This window comes from Verrucomicrobiales bacterium (assembly GCA_016793885.1).
Taxonomy (GTDB): domain Bacteria; phylum Verrucomicrobiota; class Verrucomicrobiia; order Limisphaerales; family UBA11320; genus UBA11320.
In genome coordinates, this window is the sequence record JAEUHE010000012.1 from 15,089 (window position 1) to 38,638 (window position 23,550).

A 23,550-nucleotide genomic window follows, 5' to 3' on the forward strand; every position below is an offset into this window, starting at 1 on the left:
TGTCCTTATGTCCCATTCCACGCCGCATTCACACGAGCGGAAGCATGCCTTCCGATTCTTGAATGGCCGTGAGCGGGAGGGGTTGGCGGTGTGGAGCCGGCGTGGGGTGCTGAAGGCAAGCCTGGCGGGACTGGCAGGGCTGACCCTTCCGGGATTGCTCCAGCTTCGCGCCCGTGCGGCGGAGGAGAATCAGCCAGGCGCGCTGCGGAAATCGAAGGCGGTGATCCTGCTATGGATGACCGGTGGTCCTTCCCACATTGATACCTGGGACGTGAAGCCCGGAATGCCTTCCGAGATTCGCGGTCCCTTCAAGGATATTCCCACCAAGCTCCCTGGGGTTCATCTCTGTGAATACTACCCCAAGCAGGCGGCTATGCTGGATCAGTTCACGCTGATCCGATCGGTCGACTGTCGGGAGAGCAACCATGAGCCGAACATGGTGATGCAGACGGCGAATCTCGCTGCTGAGCCGCGTCTCAACCCACGCGGCCATCTTTATCCGGCGATCGGTTCGTTGGTGGCGAAGATGCACGGGGCGAACGACCCCAGTGTGCCGCCCTACGTGGTGCTGAATTTAAAGGACCGATCGCATGTCGCGTGGGGTGGCTATGCCGGGCAGCAGCACGATCCGTTCAACGGAGCGAATGTGGATCAGTTGTTCAAGCTGCCGGCGGGGCTGACTTTGGACCGGCTGCGATCGCGTCAGAGCCTGGCGCAGCAGATGAATCAGGTGCGACACGATCTGGATGCCAGCGGCCAGATGGAAGCGATGGATCGCTTTACCGCTAAGGCGTTCGACATCGTCGCCGGTGGGCGCGCCCAGGCGGCGTTCGATCTCAGCCGGGAACCGGCGAAAGTCTTGGAACGCTATGGCAGTCATGCTTGGTGCCGACAGGCCTTGTTGGCCCGCCGGTTGGTCGAGGCGGGATCCAGCTTTGTCACGATTGACCTCAGCAACCATTCGGCCTCCGGAACTTGGGATACCCATGGCGACAACATTCCGCCGTATGGAGGCATCTGGAACGGGCTTCGTCCGTTGCTTCCAACCTTCGATCATCTAGTCACGACGTTGGTGAGCGACTTGAAGGACCGGGGTCTGCTGGAAGACACACTGGTGATCGCCATGGGAGAGTTCGGTCGGACGCCTACGTTGGGCACCCAAGGTAGCTCGGATGGAAGGGACCATTGGCCCTACGTGATGTCGATGCTGATGGCGGGCGGCGGATTTCGTCATGGTCAGGTCATTGGGGCCAGCTCACGAGACGGCGGTGAGATTGCTGAGCGTCCGGTGACCCCCGGGGACATCGCTGCCACCATCTACCGCCATTTCGGAATTTCCCACGATTCGACCTACCTTGACCACGGGGGACGTCCGATGCGGTTCGTCGAACAAGGCGAACCCATCCGCGAATTGCTCTGAGGGAAGGGGGAAAGACGTTGTTGCCCGCGGACCACACAGATCACACGGAGGAAAACTCGCTTCAGACAGGAAAAGAACTTGTTGTGCTTTCTCTGCACTTTCGGCCCGGCCAGGTTTTCATCCGTTCGTTAGCTTTGTGGCTGTCAGCGGGCTTCGTGTGAAACCATCTGGCACCCGCTGCGCTCGGGGCTGGGAAATCGTGCAGGAACAGAGGACGCTGCAACAGAGTGTGGGCCACGCTGGCCCATTCCCGTGCTGATTCTCACGGCTTGGCGGTCGGGAGCGGGAGCACAGTGAGCCAAAGGCGGTCGACGCTTTCGACTAACAGTTTATGAAAACCATTGGGCACCCCGTTGTCGGTGCCGGTGGCCACGATGCTAAACCGGGCCGTGTGCTCCGCACCGCTTTTATCCTCGATTCCGATAACCTGAAATTCCCCGCTCGCCGGTTTGGCATCTTTGGCTGCCACCAGTTTGAGTTTAAATTCCCCAGCCTTTTCCGGAGTGGGCACGGGCTCGCAGGTCAACCCGGACGGAAGTCCACGCAGGCTTGTCTTGAGCACGCGTGTGTCTCCATTGAGACGTTTGAGCGTGACCGGAATTTCGTTGGTCTCCCCGGCCTTGATCGTGAACGCATGGGCAGCCACGGATAGCGCAATCCCCGGTGTTCGTCGTTCCAGGCTGAGTCGATAGAGGCAGTCCGAATTTCCGCGGCGCAGGAGGTTTCCCACCACCGCTTGGTAGGAACCGGTCTCGGGCGCTGCCCACTCGATAGCGGGGTCGGCGTTGGATCCGTCGTCGGACCGGGTGAGTTCCTTGCCCGCCTGGTCTTCTAAGCGCAACCAAGGATCCATCGGAAAGCCCAAGGAGGCTGACCGGACCTGGAATTCGAGCTGATCGCCCTTTTGGGCCTGAAAAAGGTAGCGATCGACATCCCCCGGGCTGGAGATGGTTCCGGTGATGGCGCTCGGCAGGGTTACCGCAGAGGCCTGGGCGAGGTTGTCGTTGGGTTCCTCTTCCAGCATTTCAGAGCCTTGCCCAACCCGAACTGCAATCGGGTTTTCGATGCCCGGGAATTGGATGACTTGGATGGCGTTACCTGGCGCGCAAGCCAGCCCGCTCAGTTCCATCCAGAGTTCCTGGCCCGCGGGGAAGTTCCATCCGACGCCACGGAGCTTTGCGGCTTGGCCGCAAGGTATTCCCAGCGGAAGGGTATGATGGACGAACGCGCCTCCGGAGACTAGCAAGCGATATACGGAGGAGGAGCTGCCGGCGAACCGAACGTCGGAACCAGCGGGATAGGGGAAGCCGAACACCTGCAGGATATAGGTGCCGGCGGTCTTGGCCGTCCAGGCGATGAAGGGATCAAAGGTTTTGCCATCGTCGTGATTGAGGGCCACTTGAACCCCTTTCGAATCGATGATCCGCAGCACGGCATCGATAGGCGACGCCAGGACGAAGGCTTCGATGAAGGCGATTACTGTTTGGTTCTCGCGAAGCTCGATGGAGTAGGAGTCGACATCCCCGCTCTTATCGAGCCTACCGTTGATGGCCGCCGGCAGTTGGGAAACTCTCTGAGGCTTCTTGAAGTGGTCGTTTGGTTCCGTTTCCGGGGTCTGTGGCTGGGAGGTGGTCACCAACACTCGGATCGGACTTGCGCCTTCGTCGTTGAAGAGGCGTATCGCATGAGCTGCTGGCGGCAGGTTGGCGTCGACATGGATCGAGAGCAGTCCCGAGTTGGTGAGCGGCTGGATGTGAATGCCTGGCGAGTCGACCCAAACTTTGGGAGGCCACGGATCCACCTTGCCGATGACATTCACCTGTTGAGTGGTGCCGGCCTGGATCGCGACGGGATAGAGATGATCGAGGGCAGGGGGAGCTGCGGTTGCGCTGAGAAGGGCGGCGAGGTAGAGGCCGCCCATTTGGCGCCATTGTTTTGCGCGAGCCATCACGATCGCGATTACGATTACGATTACGATTTACGTGAACAGGTCGCGGATCAGGCGTCCATTGTTGACCAGCTGGACGGGACGTCCGGTGTTCGTGTGGAGCACTTGAGTAGGATCGATCCCCATTTTGGTGTAGATCGAGGCGGCGAAATCTTCGGGGCGATACACGCTCTCGGCGGCATGGTATCCTTTCGCGTCGGTGGCACCGATGATGTGTCCGCGGGGAACTCCTCCACCCGCCACCATGACCGACATGGCGTGCGGCCAATGATCGCGTCCGGCATCCTTGTTCACCTTGGGAGTGCGTCCGAACTCTCCCAGCAACAGTACTAGCGTGTTGTCGAGCAAGCCTCGCTGGTCGAGGTCGCGAATGAGTGCGGCAACGCCCGTATCCATCCGCTTCCCGTGGTCCCCCTTGAAGGCGTCAAAGATCTTCGTGTGATGATCCCAGCCCCCGTAATAGACCGTCACCCAGGACACACCCACTTCCACGAGCCGACGTGCCAAGAGCAATCGCTGTCCGAAGTCATGACGTCCGTAGCTGTCCCGGACTTTCTCCTCCTCGCGATGAATGTCGAAGGCCGCCTGCGCTTTGGGGGAGAGCACCAGATCCACGCCCTGCTGGTAGTATTGGTCGAAGGTCACCGCCGGGTCTTCGGCCAGCTTCTCGTGGTAGCGTTGCATGTCATCCAGCGTGGTGCGCAGCTGTCGGCGCGAGGCGGCTCGGCTGCTGCTGATCTCCGAGGGCAGGACGACATCACGGACCTGAAAATTCTTATCGTTGGGGCTTCCGTTGATGACAAAGGGTGCGTGTTTGCCACCGAGGAAGTTGGGTCCTCCGCTGCGGGAGACCTGGGGCATCGACATGTAGGCCGGCATGCCCTCTCGAATGCCCCGCTCGTGGGCGACCACCGAACCGAACGAGGGATGAAAGGTGACGGAAGCACCGCAGGCGACGGGGACCGGAGTGGGGGCGCCGGTCATCATGTAATGGTTTCCACCGCCGTGATTGGGATCCTTATGGCAGATCGACCGAATCACGGTCATCCGATCGGCCACCTTCGCCAAATTCGGAATCGCTTCGCTGAAGCGGATACCCGGAACTGCCGTGGCCATGTCCTTGAATTCACCCCGGATTTCCTGAGGGGCTCCGGGTTTCGGATCGAACGACTCGTAATGGGAAGGGCCACCATCCAACCAGATCATGATGCAATTCATCCGGGAAGAGGACGACTTGCTCCCGGGGACGGGTGATGACGCCTGCGCTTGGAGACGGAGTAGATCGGTCAGGCCTAATCCGAGCAGGCCTCCGAGCCCCACCTGGAGAAAGTCTCTTCGCGGCATCCCGGCACAATTGCGGTTTAAACCGAGCATGGATTAGTCAAGTTAAGCAGTTTGGGTGAGGCTTGTGAAGCCTCAATGTAGTTTGGACGAAGCCAATCGACTTCGATTCGATCATTTGCACTTGAGCCAGGCAATGAACTCGATACCTTGGCGCGCATTCACGACTGTTGGCACTCAATACCGACTCAATTCTCTCCTAACACACATGAGCCAGAGCAAGAACAAGTCCTCCCCGCGACGTCCTTCGACCTCGTCGCGCACGTATGTCCTTGGAATCGACTTCGGCACGCTGTCAGGGAGGGCTCTGCTGGTAGATGCGGTTACCGGAGAAGAGGTGGCGACGGCGGTCCATGAATATCGGCATGGCTCGGTGGAGGAGCGGTTGCCCGGCTCTACCAAGCGCCTTCCTCCGGAGTTCGCCCTGCAGCATCCTGGCGACTACCTGGAGGTGTTGGAACGGACCATTCCCCGGGTGTTGGCCGACGCGGGAGTGCGTGGAGAGCAGGTATTGGGCATTGGGACCGACTTCACCTCGTGCACGATGCTCCCAACCCGGGCCGACGGACGACCTCTCTGCTTCGAGACGCGGTGGCGTCGCGAGCCGCATGCCTGGGTCAAACTGTGGAAACATCACGCCGCCCAGCCGGAAGCGGACCATATCAATGCGGTTGGCTTGAAGCGGAAGGAGGAATTCATCCGGGCCTATGGCGGACGCTACTCGAGCGAGTGGTTCTTCTCCAAGTTGCTGGAGACGGTTCGACAGGCGCCGGAAGTCTATGATGCGGCGGATCGCTTCATCGAGGCCGGAGATTGGATCGTCTGGCAGCTGTGTGGCTCGGAGCGAAGGAACCTTTCGGCCGCCGGGTTCAAGGCTATGTGGGTGTATCCGGATGGGAAGGGTGGGTGGACCTATCCGTCGGAAGCGTTCTTTCGAGCTCTTCATCCCAAGCTCACCCGAGTGGTTGCGGAGAAACTGGGTGGTACGCCTTTGCCCCTCGGTGCCTGCGCCGATGGACTGACGGCCGCGATGGCCCAGAGGCTGGGGCTTAAAGCGGGTACCCCGGTTGCGGTGGGAAATATCGATGCCCATGTAGCGGTGCCTGCTTGCGGCGTGGGCCGCTCCGGCGAGTTGGTCATGATCATGGGAACTTCGACTTGTCATCTGCTGGTTGGCGACCGCAAGCAATCTGTCGAGGGTGCTTGCGGCGTGGTGGATGGCGGCGTCGTCGCGGGATCCTGGGGGTATGAAGCCGGACAGGCGGGAGTGGGGGATCTGTTTGCCTGGTATATGAAACACGGAGTGCCGGCGGAAGTGGATCAGCAGGCGCGCCAGCAGGGAGTGGATCGATATCGCTATCTGGAGACCCGGGCGGCCGCGCTGCAGCCGGGGGAATCAGGTTTACTGGCTCTCGACTGGTGGAACGGGTGTCGATCCGTCCTGATGGATTCTGAGCTCAGCGGCCTGCTGTTGGGAGCGACCCTCGGAACCCGACCGCACGAGATTTATCGGGCGATGATCGAGGCGACCGCCTTTGGGACTCGACGCATCATTGAGGCTTTTACCTCCCAGGGGGTGGCCATTCGACGGTTGGTCGGATGCGGTGGGTTGGCCAAGAAGAACCCGTTGCTCATGCAAATCTACGCGGATGTGACCGGTAGGCCGATCCAGGTGGCATCCTCAGAGCAGGCTTGCGCTTTGGGTGCGGCGATGCACGGCGCGGTGGCCGCTGGGCTTTATCGTGATGTGCGCCAAGCGGCGCAGCGGATGGCGCGGATTGAAGCCAAGTCCTATCGGCCCAACCCGAAGCACAAGCGCGTGTATGACTCGCTCTATTCCGAATACCTGCGCATGCACGACTTTTTCGGTCGCGATCCTCAGAGCCCCATGAAGCGCTTGCGCCAGCTGCGCAAGAAAGCCCTGGGACTCACTCGTTGACTGGCTTGAGTAGGCATCCTGCCTGCCAGTGGCAACCACGCTGACTTTTGCACCACAGAGTTTTGCGAGGGCTATGTTCTCGCATTTTCCAACCATGGCTCCGTGTCGCGTCTTCCAGCCCCGCCACCACCGGCAGGCAGGATGTCCGATACCATCACAGGACCACACCTTTTTCCGATTGCAAGCGGAGGTCCTCCTTTTCTGAAATTTCTCGTTGGGAAAAAGTGGGGGAGCGGCAAAAACATCCAGGAATGTTCATTGTCCATTCCGGGGGGGTGTGACTAAGCCCGCGAGAGTGCGTTTCCGCGGCTGTGGAACTCTCCCGACTCCGTCGGGTGCTGAAAAGCGGTAGAGGTCTACCGGACTATGGAACTATAAACCTCATCGGACCGCTTCACGGGCAACTCCAAGATGCTTCGCGAGCCGCTTGACGCTATGGAGTGCTGTAGCCCTCTACAGCTTTTGCCCCCCGACGGAGTCGGGATTCGTTGTCCTCACCCGCATCTTCATCACACCCCTGCGGGATGCATCCAAAACCGGGACTGGACCAAGGGGGAGAAATCGGGTGTGCTCGAGCTTAACACGCACCTATGCACCAGCCCTTGATGACTCCATGGATTTGCCTTCTCTGCTTCGGAATGTTTCAGGCTGCGTTTTTGGCGGGGGCCGCCGACTCGGATGCCGCTCCCGTTTCCGTGGGCCCCAAACCCATCATGGTCTGCCAGGACGCTGGTGCAGGAGCCTACGAAGCCTTCCCTGACGTTTGCCGGGTGCGCGACGGACGATTGATGGCGGTGTTCTATGCGGGGTATGGACATGTCGCATTGCCCTCTCCCAAACTTCCGCGTGGCGGACGCATCAGCTCTTGTTTTTCGAGTGACGAAGGACGGACCTGGACTCCGGCTCAAACGCTCTACGATGGGCCGAACGACGATCGAGATCCTTCCATTGTGCAGCTTAAGGACGGACGTCTGCTATGCAGCTTCTTCTCCTTGGCTGGGGACGACACCGGCAAGCTGCCGTATGTCGGCCTGGGAAGCTGGATCGTCGTATCTTCGGACTTGGGGGCCACTTGGTCGGAGCCGCAGCGCCTCTCTCAGAAGTATTATTGCAGCTCGCCGGTTCGGGAGCTTGCCAGCGGACGACTGATCCTGGGGCTTTACACGGAAGAGAATGACTCCGCTCGCGGTGCAGTCACTTTCAGTGATGACGGGGGCAAGACCTGGAGTGCCGAGGTCGACATTCCGAACTCGGGCATGCGGTTGGACGCCGAAACCGATGTCCTGGAACTGAAGGATGGGAAATTGTTTGCCGCGCAGCGCGCAGATCGAGGTAAGCCGATGGCTTTTTCCCTATCTTCCGATCAAGGCCGCACTTGGTCGCCTTCCCAAGCCTTTAATTTCCCGGGGCATTGTCCTTACCTGCATCGGACCGTGGATGGCATCATACTGCTGGCGCATCGGGTGCCGCAAACCAGCCTGCACTACAGTCTGGATGAGGGACGCACGTGGAGCAAGAACGTGGTTGTGGATACCGTGGGGGGTGCCTATCCCTCGATGGTCAACTTGAGGGATGGATCAGTCCTGATTGTCTACTACGAGGAGGGAGACGGATCCAGCATTCGCGCGAGGCGTTTTCGAGCCACCCGCAACGGAATCGAGTTTCAGCCGTAGTTGGGCTGGCGACTGCCGATGAGCGATCGAAACCAGGTTCGGGCGATCAGCGCCAGTTTTTGAAAACGATTCAGGCGGATTAGTTCAGGTTGAAACACATTGAACTCGGCGCGTTCCAGTTTCTCCAATAGACGCCAATAAACCGAGCCCATGAGTTCCGCGGCCACCATCGATCGGCGGTCTTCCTCGGGGAGTGCTTGAGCCGCTTGGCGATAGAAGGCCCGGGCCCGATCCGCGACAGATCGAGCCAATTGCCGGTAGGCTTGGGAGTATTGGTGGGCGAGGATCGAATCTGTAGTGACCCCGAACCGTTGTAGATCCTCTTGGGGAAGATAAATTCTTCCGCGTTCCGCGTCGCCCTTCACATCACGAAGAATGTTGGTGAGTTGCAGCGCTTTACCCAAATGCAGGGCGTACTCGCGGCAGCGGGGATTGTGGTAGCCAAAGATCTCGATGCTGAGCAGCCCGACCACGGAGGCCACTCGATAGCAGTATTCCTCGAGATCCGCCTGGGTATGGTAGCGGGTGATTTCAAGGTCCATCTCGCAGCCGCGAATGAGTTCGCTGAAGAGTTCGAAAGTCAGGCCGTATCCTCGGATGACCGGTTGGAGCTCCCGATTGACTGGAAACTTGGGAGTGCCCTCCGGCTGACACGCAAGTTTGACGTCCTGACGCCAAGCTTCGAGTTGACGGCGCCGCTCAGGAATGGGGACCTCTTCGTTATCGGCAACATCATCGACCTCGCGGCAAAATGCATAGAGAGCAGCCATGGCATCCCGCCGGGGTTTGGGGAGTAGCACGAAGGCGAGAGCCAGATTGGATGCGCTTTTCTTGGTAATTTGCTGGCTCTGTTCCACATCCAGCTCTTTGGGGGCGGCGGGGGATGAGTCTCGAGGTGCGGTGGTTTGGCTGGAGGGAGGGGTGGAAGCGGCGGATGATGACTCAACAACTTCTGCGACCCCGCCCTTGCCTGGCAAGGTAGGGGACTCAGATCGGCCGTGAGGCTGCCCGGTGCTTCGAGTCATGCTGCGTTCCAACCTCGATGTCAGCCTACCCGGGGGCACTAGTAAAGCTCAACCCGAGCTTAACTCTTGGCGTCCGCTGGGCCGGCATTGTCCTGCGGAGGATCTTCCTGTCGCATGGGCGGCAGCCCTCCTCGTTCTTTGAGCGTGGGATTGCGTGGCCGATTTTCGGGATGTCGGGATCGGCGGCGTCGCTTGCCTCCGGACGAGGATCGGCTCTCCCCGTCGTACAGCACGCCGCTGCGTCGGCCGAGACGATTGTGGGCGGGTTTGCGAAAGATCAGCGCCCAGCCGAAGAGGATGGCGGCCAGGATGCCCACGACGACAAGCAGGATGAGAATCTCGGTAGGGCCGCCGAGGTGGCTGCGAAAAGGGGAAAGCAGCGCGGGAGCTGGTGGGGGTGCATGGATGGCTCCGGTGGCGGGCTGGGCCGGAGCGGCCGGCGCCGGAGTCGGGGCCGCGTCAGCTCCCGTTGAGCTATCCGCATAGAGAACGATCGTTTTCATTCTGAGGGATTATCGGCTTTTGACGCAGGACCTTCATCCCCAACATCCTGGCCTCCATTAATATTCAGTCGCTGCATTCGATACCGCAGCGCATGGCGGGTGATCTTGAGCTGTTCGGCGGTTCGGGTCAAAGACTCATTGTTCTGGTGCAGTGCCTGGGTGATGAGATCCCGCTCGAAATTGGACAGCAGCTCATCCAGCGAGTGGGCTCCCGTGACCACGGGACCCTCGGACCTTCTCAGCTGGGCCTCGACTTGGAAGTCGGGAAGACTGCCGGCCTGGATTTCATTGGTCGGTTCGAGGATGACGGCCCGTTCGATCGAATTGCGAAGCTCGCGCACATTGCCCGGCCAATGATGTCCCAGCAGCTTCTGTTTGGCGGCCGAACTAAAGCCCTTCAGATTGCGGTTCATGACCGGACTGAAATGTTGGAGGAAGTGTTCTGCCAACTGGAGGATGTCGCTGCCCCGTGCGCGGAGTGGCGGGGGCGTGAGTTGCATGACGTTGAGTCGGTGAAACAAATCTTCCCTAAACTCTTGGTCTTTAATGGCTTGAACGATGTTCCGGTTGGTGGCGGCGATGAGGCGAACGTTGACATGGAGTTCCTCGTTGCCGCCCACGCGGCTGAAAGTGCCATTTTCAAGGAACCGCAACAATTTGGCCTGCAAGGGGCGGCTCATATCCCCGATTTCATCGAGGAAGATGGTTCCGCCGTCGGCTTCCTCGACGCGACCCAACTTCAGTCGGATAGCTCCGGTAAAGGCTCCCTTTTCATGTCCGAAGAGTTCGCTTTCCAGCAGGGCTTCGGGGATGGCCGCGCAGTTAATTCGGATGTAGGGCTTGTCCCGCCGAGCACTCAGGCTGTGGATGGCCCCGGCGATGAGTTCCTTGCCCGTGCCGCTCTCCCCGAGGATGAGGACGGTGGCGTTCGAAGGGGCGATCACCTGGATCAGCCGTCGCAACTCCTTGATCTTGGGGTTGTCGCCAACGATCTGTTCAACGCGGTAAGCTTCCTGGGTTTTGGCCCGGAGGGTCGCATTTTCTTCCTGGAGTTGGAAAATCCGTGCGCACTCGCTCACGGAGTGCAGCAGTTGTTCGGGGGCGTAGGGTTTGGAGAGGTAGTCTTTGGCACCTGCCTTAATGGCTTCAACGGCCAGCGAGGGGGTGGCGTAGGCGGTGATCATCAGCACCATCATTTGCGGCCAAGCTTGCCGGATTCTCGACAGCAGTTCATACCCCGACATGCCCCCGAGCTGGCCGTCGAGAATGCCGAGAAAAAAGCGTTCCTTCCCCAGCAGTTCCAACGCCGCCTCGGCGCTCTCCACGGTGCGAACCTCATAACCTTCTCCCTCGAGAAGGTCCTTGAGCGAGACGCGCATGTTTTTTTCGTCGTCGACGACCAGGATAGGAAGAGAGGATAGGCTCATTGAGGGACTTTCGTCAGGGCCCGAGTGGGAAAGATGAGGATGAATCGAGAGCCATGTCCGGGTTCGGATTCCACCCGCACGGTCCCTCCGTAAAGGCTCATATTTTGTTTTACAATCGCCAGGCCCAGGCCGCTGCCTTTGTCCTTGGTGGTGAAGTAAGGCTGAAAGACCTGGTTCGCCCTTTCGGCTGGGATGCCGGGGCCGTTGTCGGCGATGGTCACGCACAAGGAGTCGCCATTCCGCTGGACTTCGGCACTGATTTGGATCTCACCCTGGCCGAACAACGCCTCGCGCGCATTCAACAGGATGTTTGAGAAAATATCGCCGAGATGCTGTCGTTGCATCCATAAGCTCGGCAGGTCGGGCCCGAACTGTTTGACAATTTGAGTGGAGTACTTCGCGACCGGGGGGAACACTTCGTGCAGCACGCGCTCGATCTCCTCAACCACATCTAGTTTCTCCACCCGCCCCTCCTTCAATTGGGCGTAACCCATGAGACGGGTGATTACCTGGTCGGCGCGGTTGATCTCCTCGCGAATCATCTCGAGCTGATGCTCAGCCGCCTCGCGCTTGCCAATGCGCAGGCTCCGTTCGAGGTTGTAGACAGTGGTGTTGATGATTCCGAGCGGGTTCTTGATCTGGTGGGCGATCTGGGCGGCGAGCCGCGCGGCCACGTCGAGTTGCTGCTGTCGCGTAGTCAACTCCCGGGCATCCTCCTCAGTCTGTCGCTGCTTCTCCAGAAGCACCTGGAGGCCGTAGCAGCAGACGGTCAGGAGCATGAGCAGTGCGATGCGGAGGAGGAACGGCTCAGCCGGCCCCGAACTGCTCGAATGGTAAACGACCGAGCGTTCTGGGATCCGTTCATCCGGTAGCACCGCGTAGTTGTTGGAAAGATCCAGAGTTCCCGCGGTGACATAGAGCAGGATCGTCAGCAGGTTCAGCAGCAGTTGAGGCCGAGCCAGCGGAAGACTCATGCTGTTGCGAAGGATCAGTCCAGGAAACAGCCAAAACACGATGCTGGCGAACCCTTCGGTGAGATAGGTCAGTGAGGCCACAAAAATCGCGTCCAGGCTGCTGATCACCAGGATGACACCTTGAATATGGCGTAGCCTCAGGCCGAGGGTTTTGGGCCGTAGAAGCAGAAAGGCGGCCGGGACATTGATCAGAATGTAGACGACCAGCAGCCAGCGCAACGCCCGATATCCTTCGTTAAAGCTGTCCCCGCTGGCAGCTCCCGGATCGACTTCAACCCGCAGTGAAGGCGGCTTGGCTGGCACCGGGGCATTCGTGGCGAGGGTGTCAGGAACACCGTTGGTCAGGACAGGTTTGGTCAGCGCTGGGCGGGTGCGGTTTCGTCCCTGGGTAGTATCGAGGCTGGCGACGGGCGCGAAGACATACCATGACACGATCAGCACCAGCAGTGTCTTGACCGGAAGAATAATGTTCTGCTCCACGGACCGCAGGCGGAGGGCCTGCTGCTCCGGTGGGGGATGAATATCCCGAACCAGTTCTATGAGCTTTCGCGCATTGTCCCGCCACCGGCGATGAGTTCGACGGTAGTGCGATAGCCCCGGAGCCTCCTCGCTTTTAGGCGCAGGTTCAGGCGTAGCCGGGGCAGCGGATTTAGCTATTTCGAGCTCCGTCGGCATGCCTTTCGATTGGACAGGAAAGAGGCCTAAGTGTCACGCCCTGTGTGAGGGAAGATTTTGCGGCATCGTCGGTTGGGTAACTTTTGGAGCCTGGGTTTGCCCCGGCGTCCAAACAATTTGGCTGAGTTTCTTCCCCGCCTCGCCTATGAAGAGGGGCGCATGGCGGAAGTGGAGCTCAATGAGACGTTTCTGGCGAAGATCGCTGGATGGGAAGCGGTCAAGTCGGCGCGCGCACTCCTGGCGGGCGGGCGGGTGCTCAGCTCCAACTGGACGCCTCCGGTTTTGAAGGGCGTGGTCCAGGAGGGGACGGCCTCGTATCGGGCCACGCTGATCATCAAAGACCTGGTGAACGTCGAGAACATGTGCACCTGTCGGCAGGCTCGCGAATGGGGCACCATTTGTGCCCATGCTGTGGCGGTGGGGCTGCATCATCTGAATCGAGGCCTTCCTCCCAAGGAGGCGCCGGTCCCAGCCAAATCCCCCTCTCGGCCTCCCTCAGACGGAACCAAGCCGGCTTCCACCCTGCGTCCGTCGCGACTTCGCTGGGCGCGGGAGGGTGAAGTCGGGGTGCCGCTGGAGCTCTTTTTGATCATGCCCCCCAATCTCGAAGCGGCTTTGGCGCGCGGGCGGGTCATGGTCTGCTTTGAAATTCGTACCCCCCGCGGCCGCAGTCCTTTGAGCACGCTCTCTCCGGCGTCGACCTATCACGCGTCGGAGCAGGATCGCGAGCTGCTCGAGCGCATCGAGGTTTTGGCAGCGGGCGAGTTTCCTGGGCTACTGCAGCTGGAGGTTTCCCAATTGGCTGCTCTGCTGGCGTTGTGTGTGGGGCATCCACGCATCACGCAGGGGCGCAGCGCCGGGGTGGAGGTGGCTGCAGAGCCTGGAAAACTGGCCCTGAAGGCTCATCTGGAGAAGGACGGCATGTGTCAGCTGTCCCGCGCCGATGCTCGCCCACTCCCACCTCTTCTGGTCGGCGAAGGAGATCGACACTGGACCTTCGCAGCGGGGCGCTTCGTTCCGCTGCACCTCAACGCCAAGTTCCTGCCGGTCCTTCGGACTCCTGTTTGGATCTCGCGGGCCGATCTTCCTTTGTTTCTCAACCGTGACTGGCCTGGGTTGCTGCGCGGGGGTGCTACTTCCGACAACCTTCATCCCGAGGAGTTCAAGATCGAGACCCTGGCCCCGCGGTTTGCCTTGAGGCTGACCGGGGGCCTGGCCCAGTTGGAGGCTCAGCTGACGGCGATCTACGGGCAGCGCCGGCTGCCCCTTGGCACGGTGGTGGACGACCAGGATGCGTGGATCCCGGATGAGCTGGATATTCGTAAATTCGGGACTCGGGATCCGGAAGCCGAGCGCGCGGCCATCGGACGATTGCTGCGTTGTGGATTTTCGGCGCCGGATTCGCAGGGACGGATGAGCATGTCGGGTCAGAACACGGTCCTCAACTTTTTCGCGCGCGAGCATCCGCGATTGGAGCGGGAGTGGCAGGTAACGATGGAAGAGCGTCTGCAGAAGAGCTGTTCGACCCAGCTCGAGCGGGTCGAACCTCAGTTCGCGGTGAGTTCATCGGGGGTGGAGTGGTTCGACTTTTCGGTCAGCTTTCGCCTCGGCGGGGGGGAGACCTTGTCGGCTGCGGAAATGCAGCGGTTGCTGGTTTCGGGACAAAGCCACGGCCGCCTTAAGAACGGGAAGATCGCGGTGTTCGATGCGGCGGCGCTGGATGAGTTTCAAGAGTCATTGCGCGACTGCAGTCCACGTCAGGAGGGGCAGGTCTACCGGATTTCGAGCAAGCAGGCCGGTTTCTTGGAGGCCACCGTGCGGGAGCAGGGCTGGACGTTGCAGGCGCCGGCCCCCTGGAAGGAGAAGGTGCGTCATCGCTCGGGAGAAGCCCTTCCGGAGTGCCCGCCTCTGGGGTCGTTGGAAGAGGTGCTTCGGCCCTATCAGAAGCACGGTGTGGCCTGGTTTCAGTTTTTGCGCAGCAGCCAGTTTGGAGGAATTTTGGCGGATGAGATGGGGCTTGGAAAGACCCTGCAGACGCTGGCCTTCCTCCGGGCGATGCGTGCTCAGGGCGAGATCAAGGCGCCCTGGCTGGTGATCTGTCCGACCAGTCTGGTGTTCAACTGGGTCATGGAGGCGAAGAAATTTGCTCCAGAGCTGAAGGTGCTGCCTTTGCAGGGGGCGGACCGGCAGCGCTGGTTTCCCGAGATCGCGGACTCGCATCTGGTGGTCACGAGTTATGCGCTGATTCGGCGGGATGCGGAGCGGTATCAAGGGGTCGATTTCGATACGGTTGTGCTGGACGAAGCGCAGCACATCAAGAATCGCCAGACCCTGAATGCGCAGGCCGTGAAGTCTATTCGGTCGCGCCATCGTCTGGTGCTTACCGGCACTCCGCTGGAGAATTCCGTCTTCGACCTGTGGTCGATCTTTGACTTCTTGATGCCCGGTTATCTCGGCAGCGCGAGCGACTTTCGGGAGCGTTACGAGCTCCCGATCAGCAAGGGCAAGGACTCGTCCGCATCGGCCCGTCTGGGACGACGACTCCGGCCGTTCATTCTGCGCCGCTTGAAGCAGGAGGTGGCCCGCGACCTGCCGGCCAAACTGGAGCAGGTTTCTTTCTGTGAGCTGAGCGACTCCCAACGTCGGATTTATCAGCAGGTGTTGGAGGCGGGACGGAAGGAGATGCTGCAGGCGGGAGGTGAACCGGGGGCGTCTCGGGGACGCATGTTAGTGCTCACGACGCTGCTGCGCTTGCGTCAGATCTGTTGTGACCCACGGCTGCTCAAGCTGGAGTCCATTGCCAAGGACGAAGGCTCCGGCAAGGTGGATCTTTTCGGTGAGCTGCTCCAGGAGGTTTTAGACGGCGGACATCGGGTGTTGGTCTTTAGCCAATTTACCGAGATGTTGGCGCTGTTGCGGGAACAGTTGGAAGAGGACGGGGTCGAGTATTGCTATCTAGACGGCGGCACTCCGAATCGCGGCGAGGTGGTCGACCGTTTTCAGCGGGGGCAAGCTCCTGTTTTCTTGATCAGCCTGAAGGCTGGCGGCGTGGGTCTGAACCTCACCGGCGCCGACACCGTGATCCATTTTGATCCTTGGTGGAATCCGGCAGTCGAGGACCAGGCGACCGACCGGGCGCATCGGATCGGACAGTCCCGAGTGGTCACCAGCTACAAGCTCATCGCGCGCGACACCGTGGAGGAGAAGATTCTGACCCTGCAGCAGCGCAAGCGTGAGTTGACCGCTCAGACCCTGGGTAGTGAGGAGAGCTTCACTCAAGCCCTGAGTTGGGAGGAGATTCAGGAGTTGCTCGGCTGAGCATCCGAACTGTGGGTGGGGCGACCACATAGCTGGATTGCGCGAGTCCGCACTGGATGAGAAGTCCGATTAGACTCCACTGACCCCTGCCAACCCTCAGCGAACGACCAATCTCAACCTTGACCATTGATTGGTTTGCCCGTCTGATGAGGTCAAAATCATCCCGGTGGACCGTCGGTCGCGTGCTGGCCTCAACGAGAGATAGAGATTCGTTTCGCGGATGCGGCCACCAACTCATTCACTTTATGACCGAAAAACAATCGTCAGCGGGCCAGCCCTTGAGCTCCGCACAATGGATGGTACTGCTTGCGGCCTTTCTGGGATGGCTGTTCGACGGATTTGAGATCGGACTTTTTCCCGTCGTGGCGCGTCCGGCTCTGCTGAGCATGCTGGGGGAGGGCGGCGACGCTGCGGTGGGGCCTTGGATGGCAAAGATCACCGCGGCATTTCTGATCGGAGCTGCGGCCGGAGGACTGGTTTTTGGTTGGCTTGGTGATCGGGTTGGTCGTGTGCGCGCACTGGCGATTAGTATTCTCGTCTATTCCCTGTTCACGGGGTGCGGTTACTTCGCTCAGACCCCCACTCATCTGGCGATCTTCCGCTTCATCGCCGCGTTGGGCATGGGGGGGGAGTGGGCTTTGGGGGTGGCGCTGGTGATGGAATGTTGGCCCGAAAAATGGCGTCCACTGCTGGCTGGGGCCATTGGGGCCGCCGCCAACTTCGGGTTCCTGCTGACGGGGTTGGTGGCCCGGGTTTGGCCGCCCACTCCTGAGTCCTGGCGCACTATGTTTCTGATTGGTGCGCTGCCGGCCCTGCTCGTCTTCCTGATTCGCTTGGCCGTACCAGAATCCAAGCGGTGGCAGGACTCCGTCAAGGATGGGAAATCCAAGCCGCTGGTTGAGATTTTTGCACCGGGGATTCGGGGTCGAACGTTGCTGGCCATCGTTTTCGCATCGGTTGCATTGATCGGCACCTGGGGGTCGGTTACCTGGATCCCGCTGTGGGCGAATCAGCTGGTCTCGCGTGAGGCCCAGAGCCAGTTGAAGGCTGAAAACCCCGGATGGTATCAAGCCGATGGGACCCCCGCCTCGTTGAGCGCGGAAGAGGCGGCCAAGCGGGCGGCCCTTGAATCCGAAGGGAAGCGTTCGGCGGGTATGGCCTCGGGCAACGTGCAGATGATTCAAGGCTTGGGCGCGATTCTCGGTTGCATCATCGCGCCGCTGCTGGGGGCTCAGTTGGGCCGTCGGATCGCGTTTTTTCTGCTGTGTCTGGGCTCGCTCGCCATGTGCGCGCTGATGTTCCGGACCATCTCCCAGTTTGATGCCTCGTTCATGGCCTATGCCTTTGGCGTGAGCGCGGTCACCGCCTCGTTTTACGGTTGGTTCCCCTTGTACTTCCCTGAATTGTTTCCCACGCGAATTCGTGCTACCGGGCAGGGGTTGTGTTTTAATTTTGGACGCATCTTCGCCGCTGGAGGCGCGCTGCTCCAGGGAGAGTTGGTGAGGACGCTGGGGGGAAGCTATCCGCAGGCGGGGGCTATTGTGACTTTGGTTTACCTCGTCGGCATGGCGCTCATCTGGTTTGCTCCGGAAACCAAGGGTAAACCGCTGCCGGAGTGAGCATCGCTCCTGGTTCGGAGGGTCGGCGTTGGCCATGGATCTGACGTGTTTTCAGCGCGTGTAAGCTCTGCTTTACACCGAGGAGGCCCTCGCGTAGCTTCTGATCCCGTGAGTCAAATGATCGATCTGTCCCGGGAGCGCCTCCAATGAGTTTGGTGGCTCTTACTGGCTTTCTGGCCGGTGCTCTGCATGTGGTTTCTGGGCCCGATCACTTGACGGCTGTGGCGCCTCTGGCCGCCGCCTCCACTCGGGCGTCCTGGCAATCGGGACTTCGATGGGCTTGCGGTCACAGTCTGGGAGTGGTGTTGATCGGCTGCCTCCTCTACGCGTTTCGTTCGGCCTTGCCCGTGGAGGCGTACAGTAGTTGGGCGGAGCGCTTGGTGGGGGTGACTCTGTGCGGGATTGGTGTTTGGACCCTGCGTCGTGCCATGTCTCGTCGGCTGCATATTCACACCCATGCGCATGGCGACAGCCAGCATGTTCACTTCCATCTTCATTCCGAGCGCACCGCCCATCCTCCGGCGGCGGCCTCGCCCCACGCGCACGCGCACGCGGCGTTTGGGATCGGAACCCTGCACGGGTTGGCGGGAAGCTCGCACTTCTTTGCGGTTCTTCCGACGCTCGCGCTGCCAAGCCTGGTCCAGGTGGTGATTTATCTCACCGCCTACACGCTCGGAACCATGCTGGCAATGGCCGGGTTCGCGGAGGTGATCGGCCGGGTAGTAACCGCGACTTCCAGGGTTGGATTGGTTCCCTATCGGATCCTGCTGGGAACCCTGGCGATTTCTGCATTGGGCACAGGAGCCTATTGGATTTGGGCGACTGGTTGGGCGGCGGCCTCCTGAGTTGAGTCAGTGGGCTGGGTTCAGCGTTTTTTCTGAGGTTTGACGGGTTCCGCCAAATCTTTAAATTTCAGCTTCTGGCCTCCAATGCTCGCCTCGGCCATCAAGCCCTTCACGGCCTGCGTGAACACCGCGACCCCGTCGACATACTTAGCGTTCTTGGACGCTCCCTCCGCGGCGGCGACGGCACTGAGCTGGGCGCTCATCTCGAGTTTGCTGCTTTTGAACCGGGCCAAGGCTGCCGGCGTTTCAAAAAAGATGATCTCGGCAAATCGTTGGCCACCGATTTGGGCCCCAAAGGTCACTTGGGTGACCGAGGCCCGCCCGATCAGCTTGCCACCCTCGTAAGCCAGACCGTTGCCGTGAGCTCCACCGAGGACCAGACCTCCCTTGCCAACTCCCGGAAACACCGCGTAACCCGCGGCTGTGGAGAAGAAGCGCTGGAGACCCGGATCCGCTTTCTTAAAGTTCTCTATGGCTTGAGCCACCTCCTGCTGCAGGGAGGGTAGATCCGGCGCGGCCGGCGCTCGATGGGGAAGGGAAAGCCAAAGGATCAGCGCGCTAATCCTTAAAAAACAAGAACGCTGGGTCATCATAGGTGGGCAACTCTAACCCCTAAGGGGTTGGCTTGTCCACGCGGACGACCACGAACCAGACACTGCGTGCATCCCGCTCTCCTCCAATGATGGTCATCGCTTCTCCGGCCTTGCGAATGCTGCGTGCGAGCTCCTTGCCCGACTGAGAGACCGTGACCTTTCTCTTGCCTGGTTCCGTCAGGTCGATTTCCACCTCCCGTTCGCGGTTGAGCTTCACCTTGGTTTTTCCACCCGGGCTAACGTCGACCCGCTGGTGCTGAATCTCCCAGTAGGACTTCCAGCGAAACAGCGGTCGCAGCCTGGTGCTCAGGCGGGTGCCAACCACTTTGGCATCCGGCCCTGGTGGTTTGTCCTCGTCATCTCCACGGATCAGCTGAACATAATGTGCTGTCCTCTCGATCTCGGCAGCTCGGACAGTGGGAACCGGCGTCCAAAGAGCCAGGAGGAGCCAAGCTAGCCGTGGAAGACGCGGGATCATATGAGGACTTTGACGCACCTGCGGATGCATCTATTTCAAAATAATCGAGATTGTTTCCTGTCGGTTGATTTGAATACTGCCCAGGTTTTCATCATCTCAAGTTACCGACCACGACCACGGTCGCAATGCATCGCCCAGCCAAACCATGCCGCTGTCCATCGTCTTAATTCGTAGCCGCCGATCACCTCGGTTCGCCTGGGTCCTGCTGCTCCTGTCGGTGGCGGCGCTGGCCGAAGCGGCGGGGCCAGGTGACACCGTGGGGCCCTCCTTCAGCCGGGAGATTCGTCCCATCTTGTCGGATCGCTGCTTTCGTTGTCATGGCCCTGATGAGAACCATCGGAAAGGTGGTCTTCGGTTGGATCTTCCCGAGGAGGCATCGCGCGAGCTCAAGTCAGGGCGGCGAGCAATTGTGCCGGGTCGCCTGGATCAGAGCCACCTGGTGGCGCGGCTGTTCAGTGAGGATCCGGACGAAGTCATGCCGCCTCCCGAGACCAAGAAGCCGCTGACGGCGGAGCAGAAAGACCTCTTGAAGCGCTGGGTTGCCTCGGGTGCTCGATATGAGCAGCATTGGGCTTTTCAACCGCCCCGGGCTGCGGCCTTGCCGACGGTGCGTGATTCGGGCTGGGTTCGTAACGGCATCGACTCCTTCATACTGGCTCGTCTGGAGAGCGAGGGGTTGTCTCCCTCCCCTCCAGCCGACAAATCGGCGCTGGCGCGGCGCGTCTCATTGGATCTGATCGGGCTTCCACCCACTGCCGAGGAGTTGTCGGCCTTTCTGGCCGACTCTTCGCCGCAGGCCTACGAGTCCCTGGTCGATCGGCTCCTGAGGTCTCCGCACTATGGCGAACGTTGGGCCAGGCCTTGGCTCGATTTGGCGCGCTACGCCGATACCAATGGCTACGAGAAGGACCGGGCCCGAAGCATCTGGCCCTACCGCGACTGGGTCATTCGTGCCTTGAATCGGGATTTGCCTTTTGACCAGTTCACGATCGAGCAATTGGCGGGAGACCTCCTGCCGGATCCGACCGTCGATCAACGGGTAGCCACTGGTTTTCATCGCAACACGATGCGAAATGAGGAGGGAGGGATTGATCCGCTCGAATTTCGCTTTCATGCCATGAATGATCGAGTGGCGACCACCGGTACCACCTGGCTGGGGCTGACCCTGCAGTGCGCCCAGTGTCACACGCACAAGTACGACCCGATTCCCCACCGCGAGTATTATCAGGTGATGGCCTGCCTGAACAACGCCGACGAGCCGGACCTGGATCTTCCCGACCAGAAGCTCGAGGCGACCTGGAAGCAGAATCAGGAAGAAGCGGCTCGGCGTCTGGCTGCTCTCGCGGATAAATGGCCGTTGGATGTGATTCGATGGGAGACGCCTCGTGATGGATCGGCGCAGGACGAGAGCAAGCGTCCAGCTCGTCTGCTGGAGGATGGCTCTTTCCTCTTCCAGGGGAAGCCGGAGGAACGCGATGTTTACACGCTTCGGTTCTCCAGTTCGGCGCGGGGTGTTGACCAGCTTCGGCTGGAAGCGCTGACTGATCCCTCGCTGCCTTCCAAGGGCCCGGGACGAACTCCGCATGGCAACTTCGTGTTGAGTGAGATTCAGGTTTTTGCGGCTCCGCTGAGTGATGCGAGCGCCGCCCTGCGCTTGTTGAAAATCGTTTCCGCGACCGCCGACGTCGAGCAGCCAGGATTTCTCATCAGCGCGGCGGTGGATGGAGATGAAGCCACCGGGTGGGCGGTCCATGATCCCAGGAAGACATTGAACTCGGCAAAAGTTGGTTATTTCAGCTTCGAGGCCCCAGTGGGGCATGAGGGTGGCACTCGCTACGAAGTCCGGTTGGTTCAACGTTACGGCGGTGCTCATCTGATCGGAAGGTTGCGCGTGGGATTGGGGATTCCATCGGCCGACACCCGAGCGGTAGCGGTTCGCCGACAGGAGGCGATGCAGCAGTCCTTTCAGAACTGGCTCACCCGCGAGCGGCGTTCGCTGGTGGATTGGAGACCGGTTCGTCCAGTCGAGTTGCGGTCCAATCTACCGATCCTGAGCTTGGAACCCGACGGAAGCATTTTTGTGTCGGGGGACATCACCAAGCACGACACCTACGAGCTGGCCTTCCGCGACCTCCCTCCGAGGGTAACCGCGGTGCGGCTGGAGGTATTGCCGGACGATCGGCTGCCGGCGCATGGTCCGGGCATGACCTATTACGAGGGCCCCCCTGGAGACTTCTTTCTCAGCGAGTTGGAACTGGTGGCTTCCGGCCAGCCCTGCAAGATCTCGAAGGCCAGCCATAGCTACGCCAAAACTGGTTTGGGTGCTGACAATGTGGGGGCGCAGCGAGCGATTGACGGTGACTTGCAAACGGGTTGGTCTTGCGCTGGGCGAATGGGTGAGCGGCATCAAGCGGTATTTGTACTGGAGGCGCCCCTGGAGCCGACTGGCGATCTGCGCGTAAAGATGCAGTTCTGGCGCCATTACGCCGCGTCGCTGGGGCGATTTCGTCTCTCGGTCACGGCCGATCCACGGGGAGCAGACGCCCGCGACTTGCCGGAGGAGATGGAACGCTTGCTCCGCAAACCGTCAGAGGAGCTGACCTCGTCCGAACGTCAGGAGTTGCTGAACCAGTTTTTACTCAGCAGCCCGGAACTGGCCAATGAGGCGGAACAGATCCGTCGGCTGCGTCGGCGTCCGGCGGCCACCACCACTCTCGTGATGCGCGAGCGGCCTGCGGGTCATCCCCGGCCCACTTTCGTACATCATCGCGGGGAATACCTTCAGCCGAAGGAGGCAGTGGAGCCTGGTGTGCTGTCCATTCTGAATCCGCTGCCCTCCGGTTCGACCCGCGATCGGCTGGGGCTGGCCCGCTGGCTGGTTTCTCCTGAGAACCCGTTGACCGCCCGAGTGGTCATGAATCGGAACTGGGCCCTGGTATTTGGAACCGGTTTGGTGAAGACGGTTCAGGATTTTGGCTTCCAGGGGGATCTCCCGAGTCATCCCGAATTGTTGGATTGGTTGGCGCTGGAATTTGTTCGGCAAGGATGGTCGGTCAAGGCGATGCACCGTTTGATGGTGACCAGTGCCACCTATCGCCAAACCTCCCAGCGGACTGAGCTGGCCGGGCAAAGGGATCCTGAAAATCGGCTACTGTCGCACGGGCCGCGGAAACGGTTGGACGCGGAGATGGTGCGGGATGCCGCCCTGCGGGCCTCGGGGCTGCTTCAGCCCACCATCGGTGGCCCCAGCGTGTATCCGCCGCAGCCGGCAGCGGTCACGTCGGAAGGGACTTATGGAGCCATGGGATGGACAGCCAGTACGGGTCCGGACCGATATCGTCGAGGCCTCTACGTGTTTGCCAAGCGGACGGCGCCGTTCGCGATGTTCAACACTTTCGATGGGCCCAGCGGTGAGGCGTGCGTGGCTCGTCGCGAACGATCCAATACACCCCTCCAGGCCCTGACTCTCCTCAACGATCAGGTCTTTGTGGAGATTGCCCAGGCCTTTGGGGCCCTCCTGGTTAAGGCTGGCGGGACGGACCAAAGTCGTATCGAGTCATTGTTTGAACGGAGCTTGAGCCGTCGTCCGACCGATCGGGAGGTTCAGGTGCTGCTTCGTTTTGCGGAGGTTCAGCGTGGACGCATCCAGCGCGGGGAGATGGACTCCCGGAGCGTGGCGGGGGGTGGGGAAGGGGATGTTGGGGAGCGAGCCGTGTGGACTTTGCTGGCGCGGCTGGTCTTCAACCTCGACGAATTTATCACGCAAGGTTGA

The 23,550-nt window shown here is 60.4% G+C and carries 15 protein-coding genes; 7 read left to right on the forward strand and 8 right to left on the reverse strand.

Annotated features, from left to right (window positions below; translation table 11 throughout):
* Positions 1 to 7: 7 nt before the first annotated feature.
* The gene (locus JNN07_01350; protein ID MBL9166365.1) at positions 8 to 1,420 is read left to right on the forward strand and encodes a DUF1501 domain-containing protein; all 1,413 of its coding nucleotides are present in this window, start codon (positions 8 to 10) and stop codon (positions 1,418 to 1,420) included.
* Between the two features lie 262 nt (positions 1,421 to 1,682).
* Here JNN07_01350 and JNN07_01355 read toward each other — a convergent pair whose 3' ends face one another.
* Positions 1,683 to 3,368, reverse strand: a complete 1,686-nt coding sequence (locus tag JNN07_01355; protein ID MBL9166366.1) for a PPC domain-containing protein — start codon at positions 3,366 to 3,368, stop codon at positions 1,683 to 1,685.
* Between the two features lie 30 nt (positions 3,369 to 3,398).
* A complete protein-coding gene (locus JNN07_01360; protein ID MBL9166367.1) occupies positions 3,399 to 4,742 on the reverse strand; it encodes a DUF1501 domain-containing protein in 1,344 nt (447 codons plus the stop codon).
* A 175-nt stretch (positions 4,743 to 4,917) separates the two neighbouring features.
* On the opposite strand from JNN07_01360, the gene JNN07_01365 reads away from it, so the two are divergent.
* Entirely contained in the window at positions 4,918 to 6,648 is a 1,731-nt protein-coding gene (locus tag JNN07_01365; protein ID MBL9166368.1) for a ribulokinase, read from the forward strand.
* A 590-nt stretch (positions 6,649 to 7,238) separates the two neighbouring features.
* A complete protein-coding gene (locus JNN07_01370; protein MBL9166369.1) occupies positions 7,239 to 8,321 on the forward strand; it encodes an exo-alpha-sialidase in 1,083 nt (360 codons plus the stop codon).
* Here JNN07_01370 and hpnD read toward each other — a convergent pair.
* Genes hpnD through JNN07_01390 form a run of 4 tightly spaced genes read right to left on the reverse strand, consistent with a single transcriptional unit; the run spans position 8,312 to position 12,925 of the window.
* A complete protein-coding gene (gene hpnD, locus JNN07_01375; GenBank protein MBL9166370.1) occupies positions 8,312 to 9,346 on the reverse strand; it encodes a presqualene diphosphate synthase HpnD in 1,035 nt (344 codons plus the stop codon). The two genes, JNN07_01370 and hpnD, sit on opposite strands and share 10 nt — an antisense overlap.
* Before the next feature lie 59 nt (positions 9,347 to 9,405).
* Entirely contained in the window at positions 9,406 to 9,849 is a 444-nt protein-coding gene (locus tag JNN07_01380) for a hypothetical protein (protein MBL9166371.1), read from the reverse strand.
* Positions 9,846 to 11,276, reverse strand: a complete 1,431-nt coding sequence (locus JNN07_01385) for a sigma-54-dependent Fis family transcriptional regulator (GenBank protein ID MBL9166372.1) — start codon at positions 11,274 to 11,276, stop codon at positions 9,846 to 9,848. The genes JNN07_01380 and JNN07_01385 overlap by 4 nt, the downstream gene beginning before the upstream one ends.
* Entirely contained in the window at positions 11,273 to 12,925 is a 1,653-nt protein-coding gene (locus JNN07_01390) for a GHKL domain-containing protein (GenBank protein MBL9166373.1), read from the reverse strand. Before JNN07_01390 ends, JNN07_01385 begins: the two co-directional genes overlap by 4 nt.
* Before the next feature lie 117 nt (positions 12,926 to 13,042).
* Between JNN07_01390 and JNN07_01395 the strand changes: the two genes are divergently transcribed.
* The 3 genes from JNN07_01395 (at position 13,043) to JNN07_01405 (ending at position 18,707) form a co-directional block, all read left to right on the forward strand.
* The gene (locus JNN07_01395) at positions 13,043 to 16,243 is read left to right on the forward strand and encodes an SNF2 helicase associated domain-containing protein (GenBank protein ID MBL9166374.1); all 3,201 of its coding nucleotides are present in this window, start codon (positions 13,043 to 13,045) and stop codon (positions 16,241 to 16,243) included.
* A gap of 245 nt (positions 16,244 to 16,488) precedes the next feature.
* Positions 16,489 to 17,862: an MFS transporter gene (locus tag JNN07_01400; protein ID MBL9166375.1), complete on the forward strand. Its 1,374-nt coding sequence runs from the start codon at positions 16,489 to 16,491 to the stop codon at positions 17,860 to 17,862.
* A gap of 146 nt (positions 17,863 to 18,008) precedes the next feature.
* A complete protein-coding gene (locus JNN07_01405) occupies positions 18,009 to 18,707 on the forward strand; it encodes a nickel transporter (protein MBL9166376.1) in 699 nt (232 codons plus the stop codon).
* A 20-nt stretch (positions 18,708 to 18,727) separates the two neighbouring features.
* On the opposite strand, the gene JNN07_01410 is transcribed toward JNN07_01405, so the two are convergent.
* Together JNN07_01410 and JNN07_01415 are read right to left on the reverse strand one after the other, a co-directional pair.
* A complete protein-coding gene (locus tag JNN07_01410; protein ID MBL9166377.1) occupies positions 18,728 to 19,300 on the reverse strand; it encodes a hypothetical protein in 573 nt (190 codons plus the stop codon).
* 19 nt (positions 19,301 to 19,319) lie between these two features.
* Positions 19,320 to 19,778, reverse strand: a complete 459-nt coding sequence (locus tag JNN07_01415; GenBank protein ID MBL9166378.1) for a hypothetical protein — start codon at positions 19,776 to 19,778, stop codon at positions 19,320 to 19,322.
* Between the two features lie 145 nt (positions 19,779 to 19,923).
* On the opposite strand from JNN07_01415, the gene JNN07_01420 reads away from it, so the two are divergent.
* A complete protein-coding gene (locus JNN07_01420; protein MBL9166379.1) occupies positions 19,924 to 23,550 on the forward strand; it encodes a PSD1 domain-containing protein in 3,627 nt (1,208 codons plus the stop codon).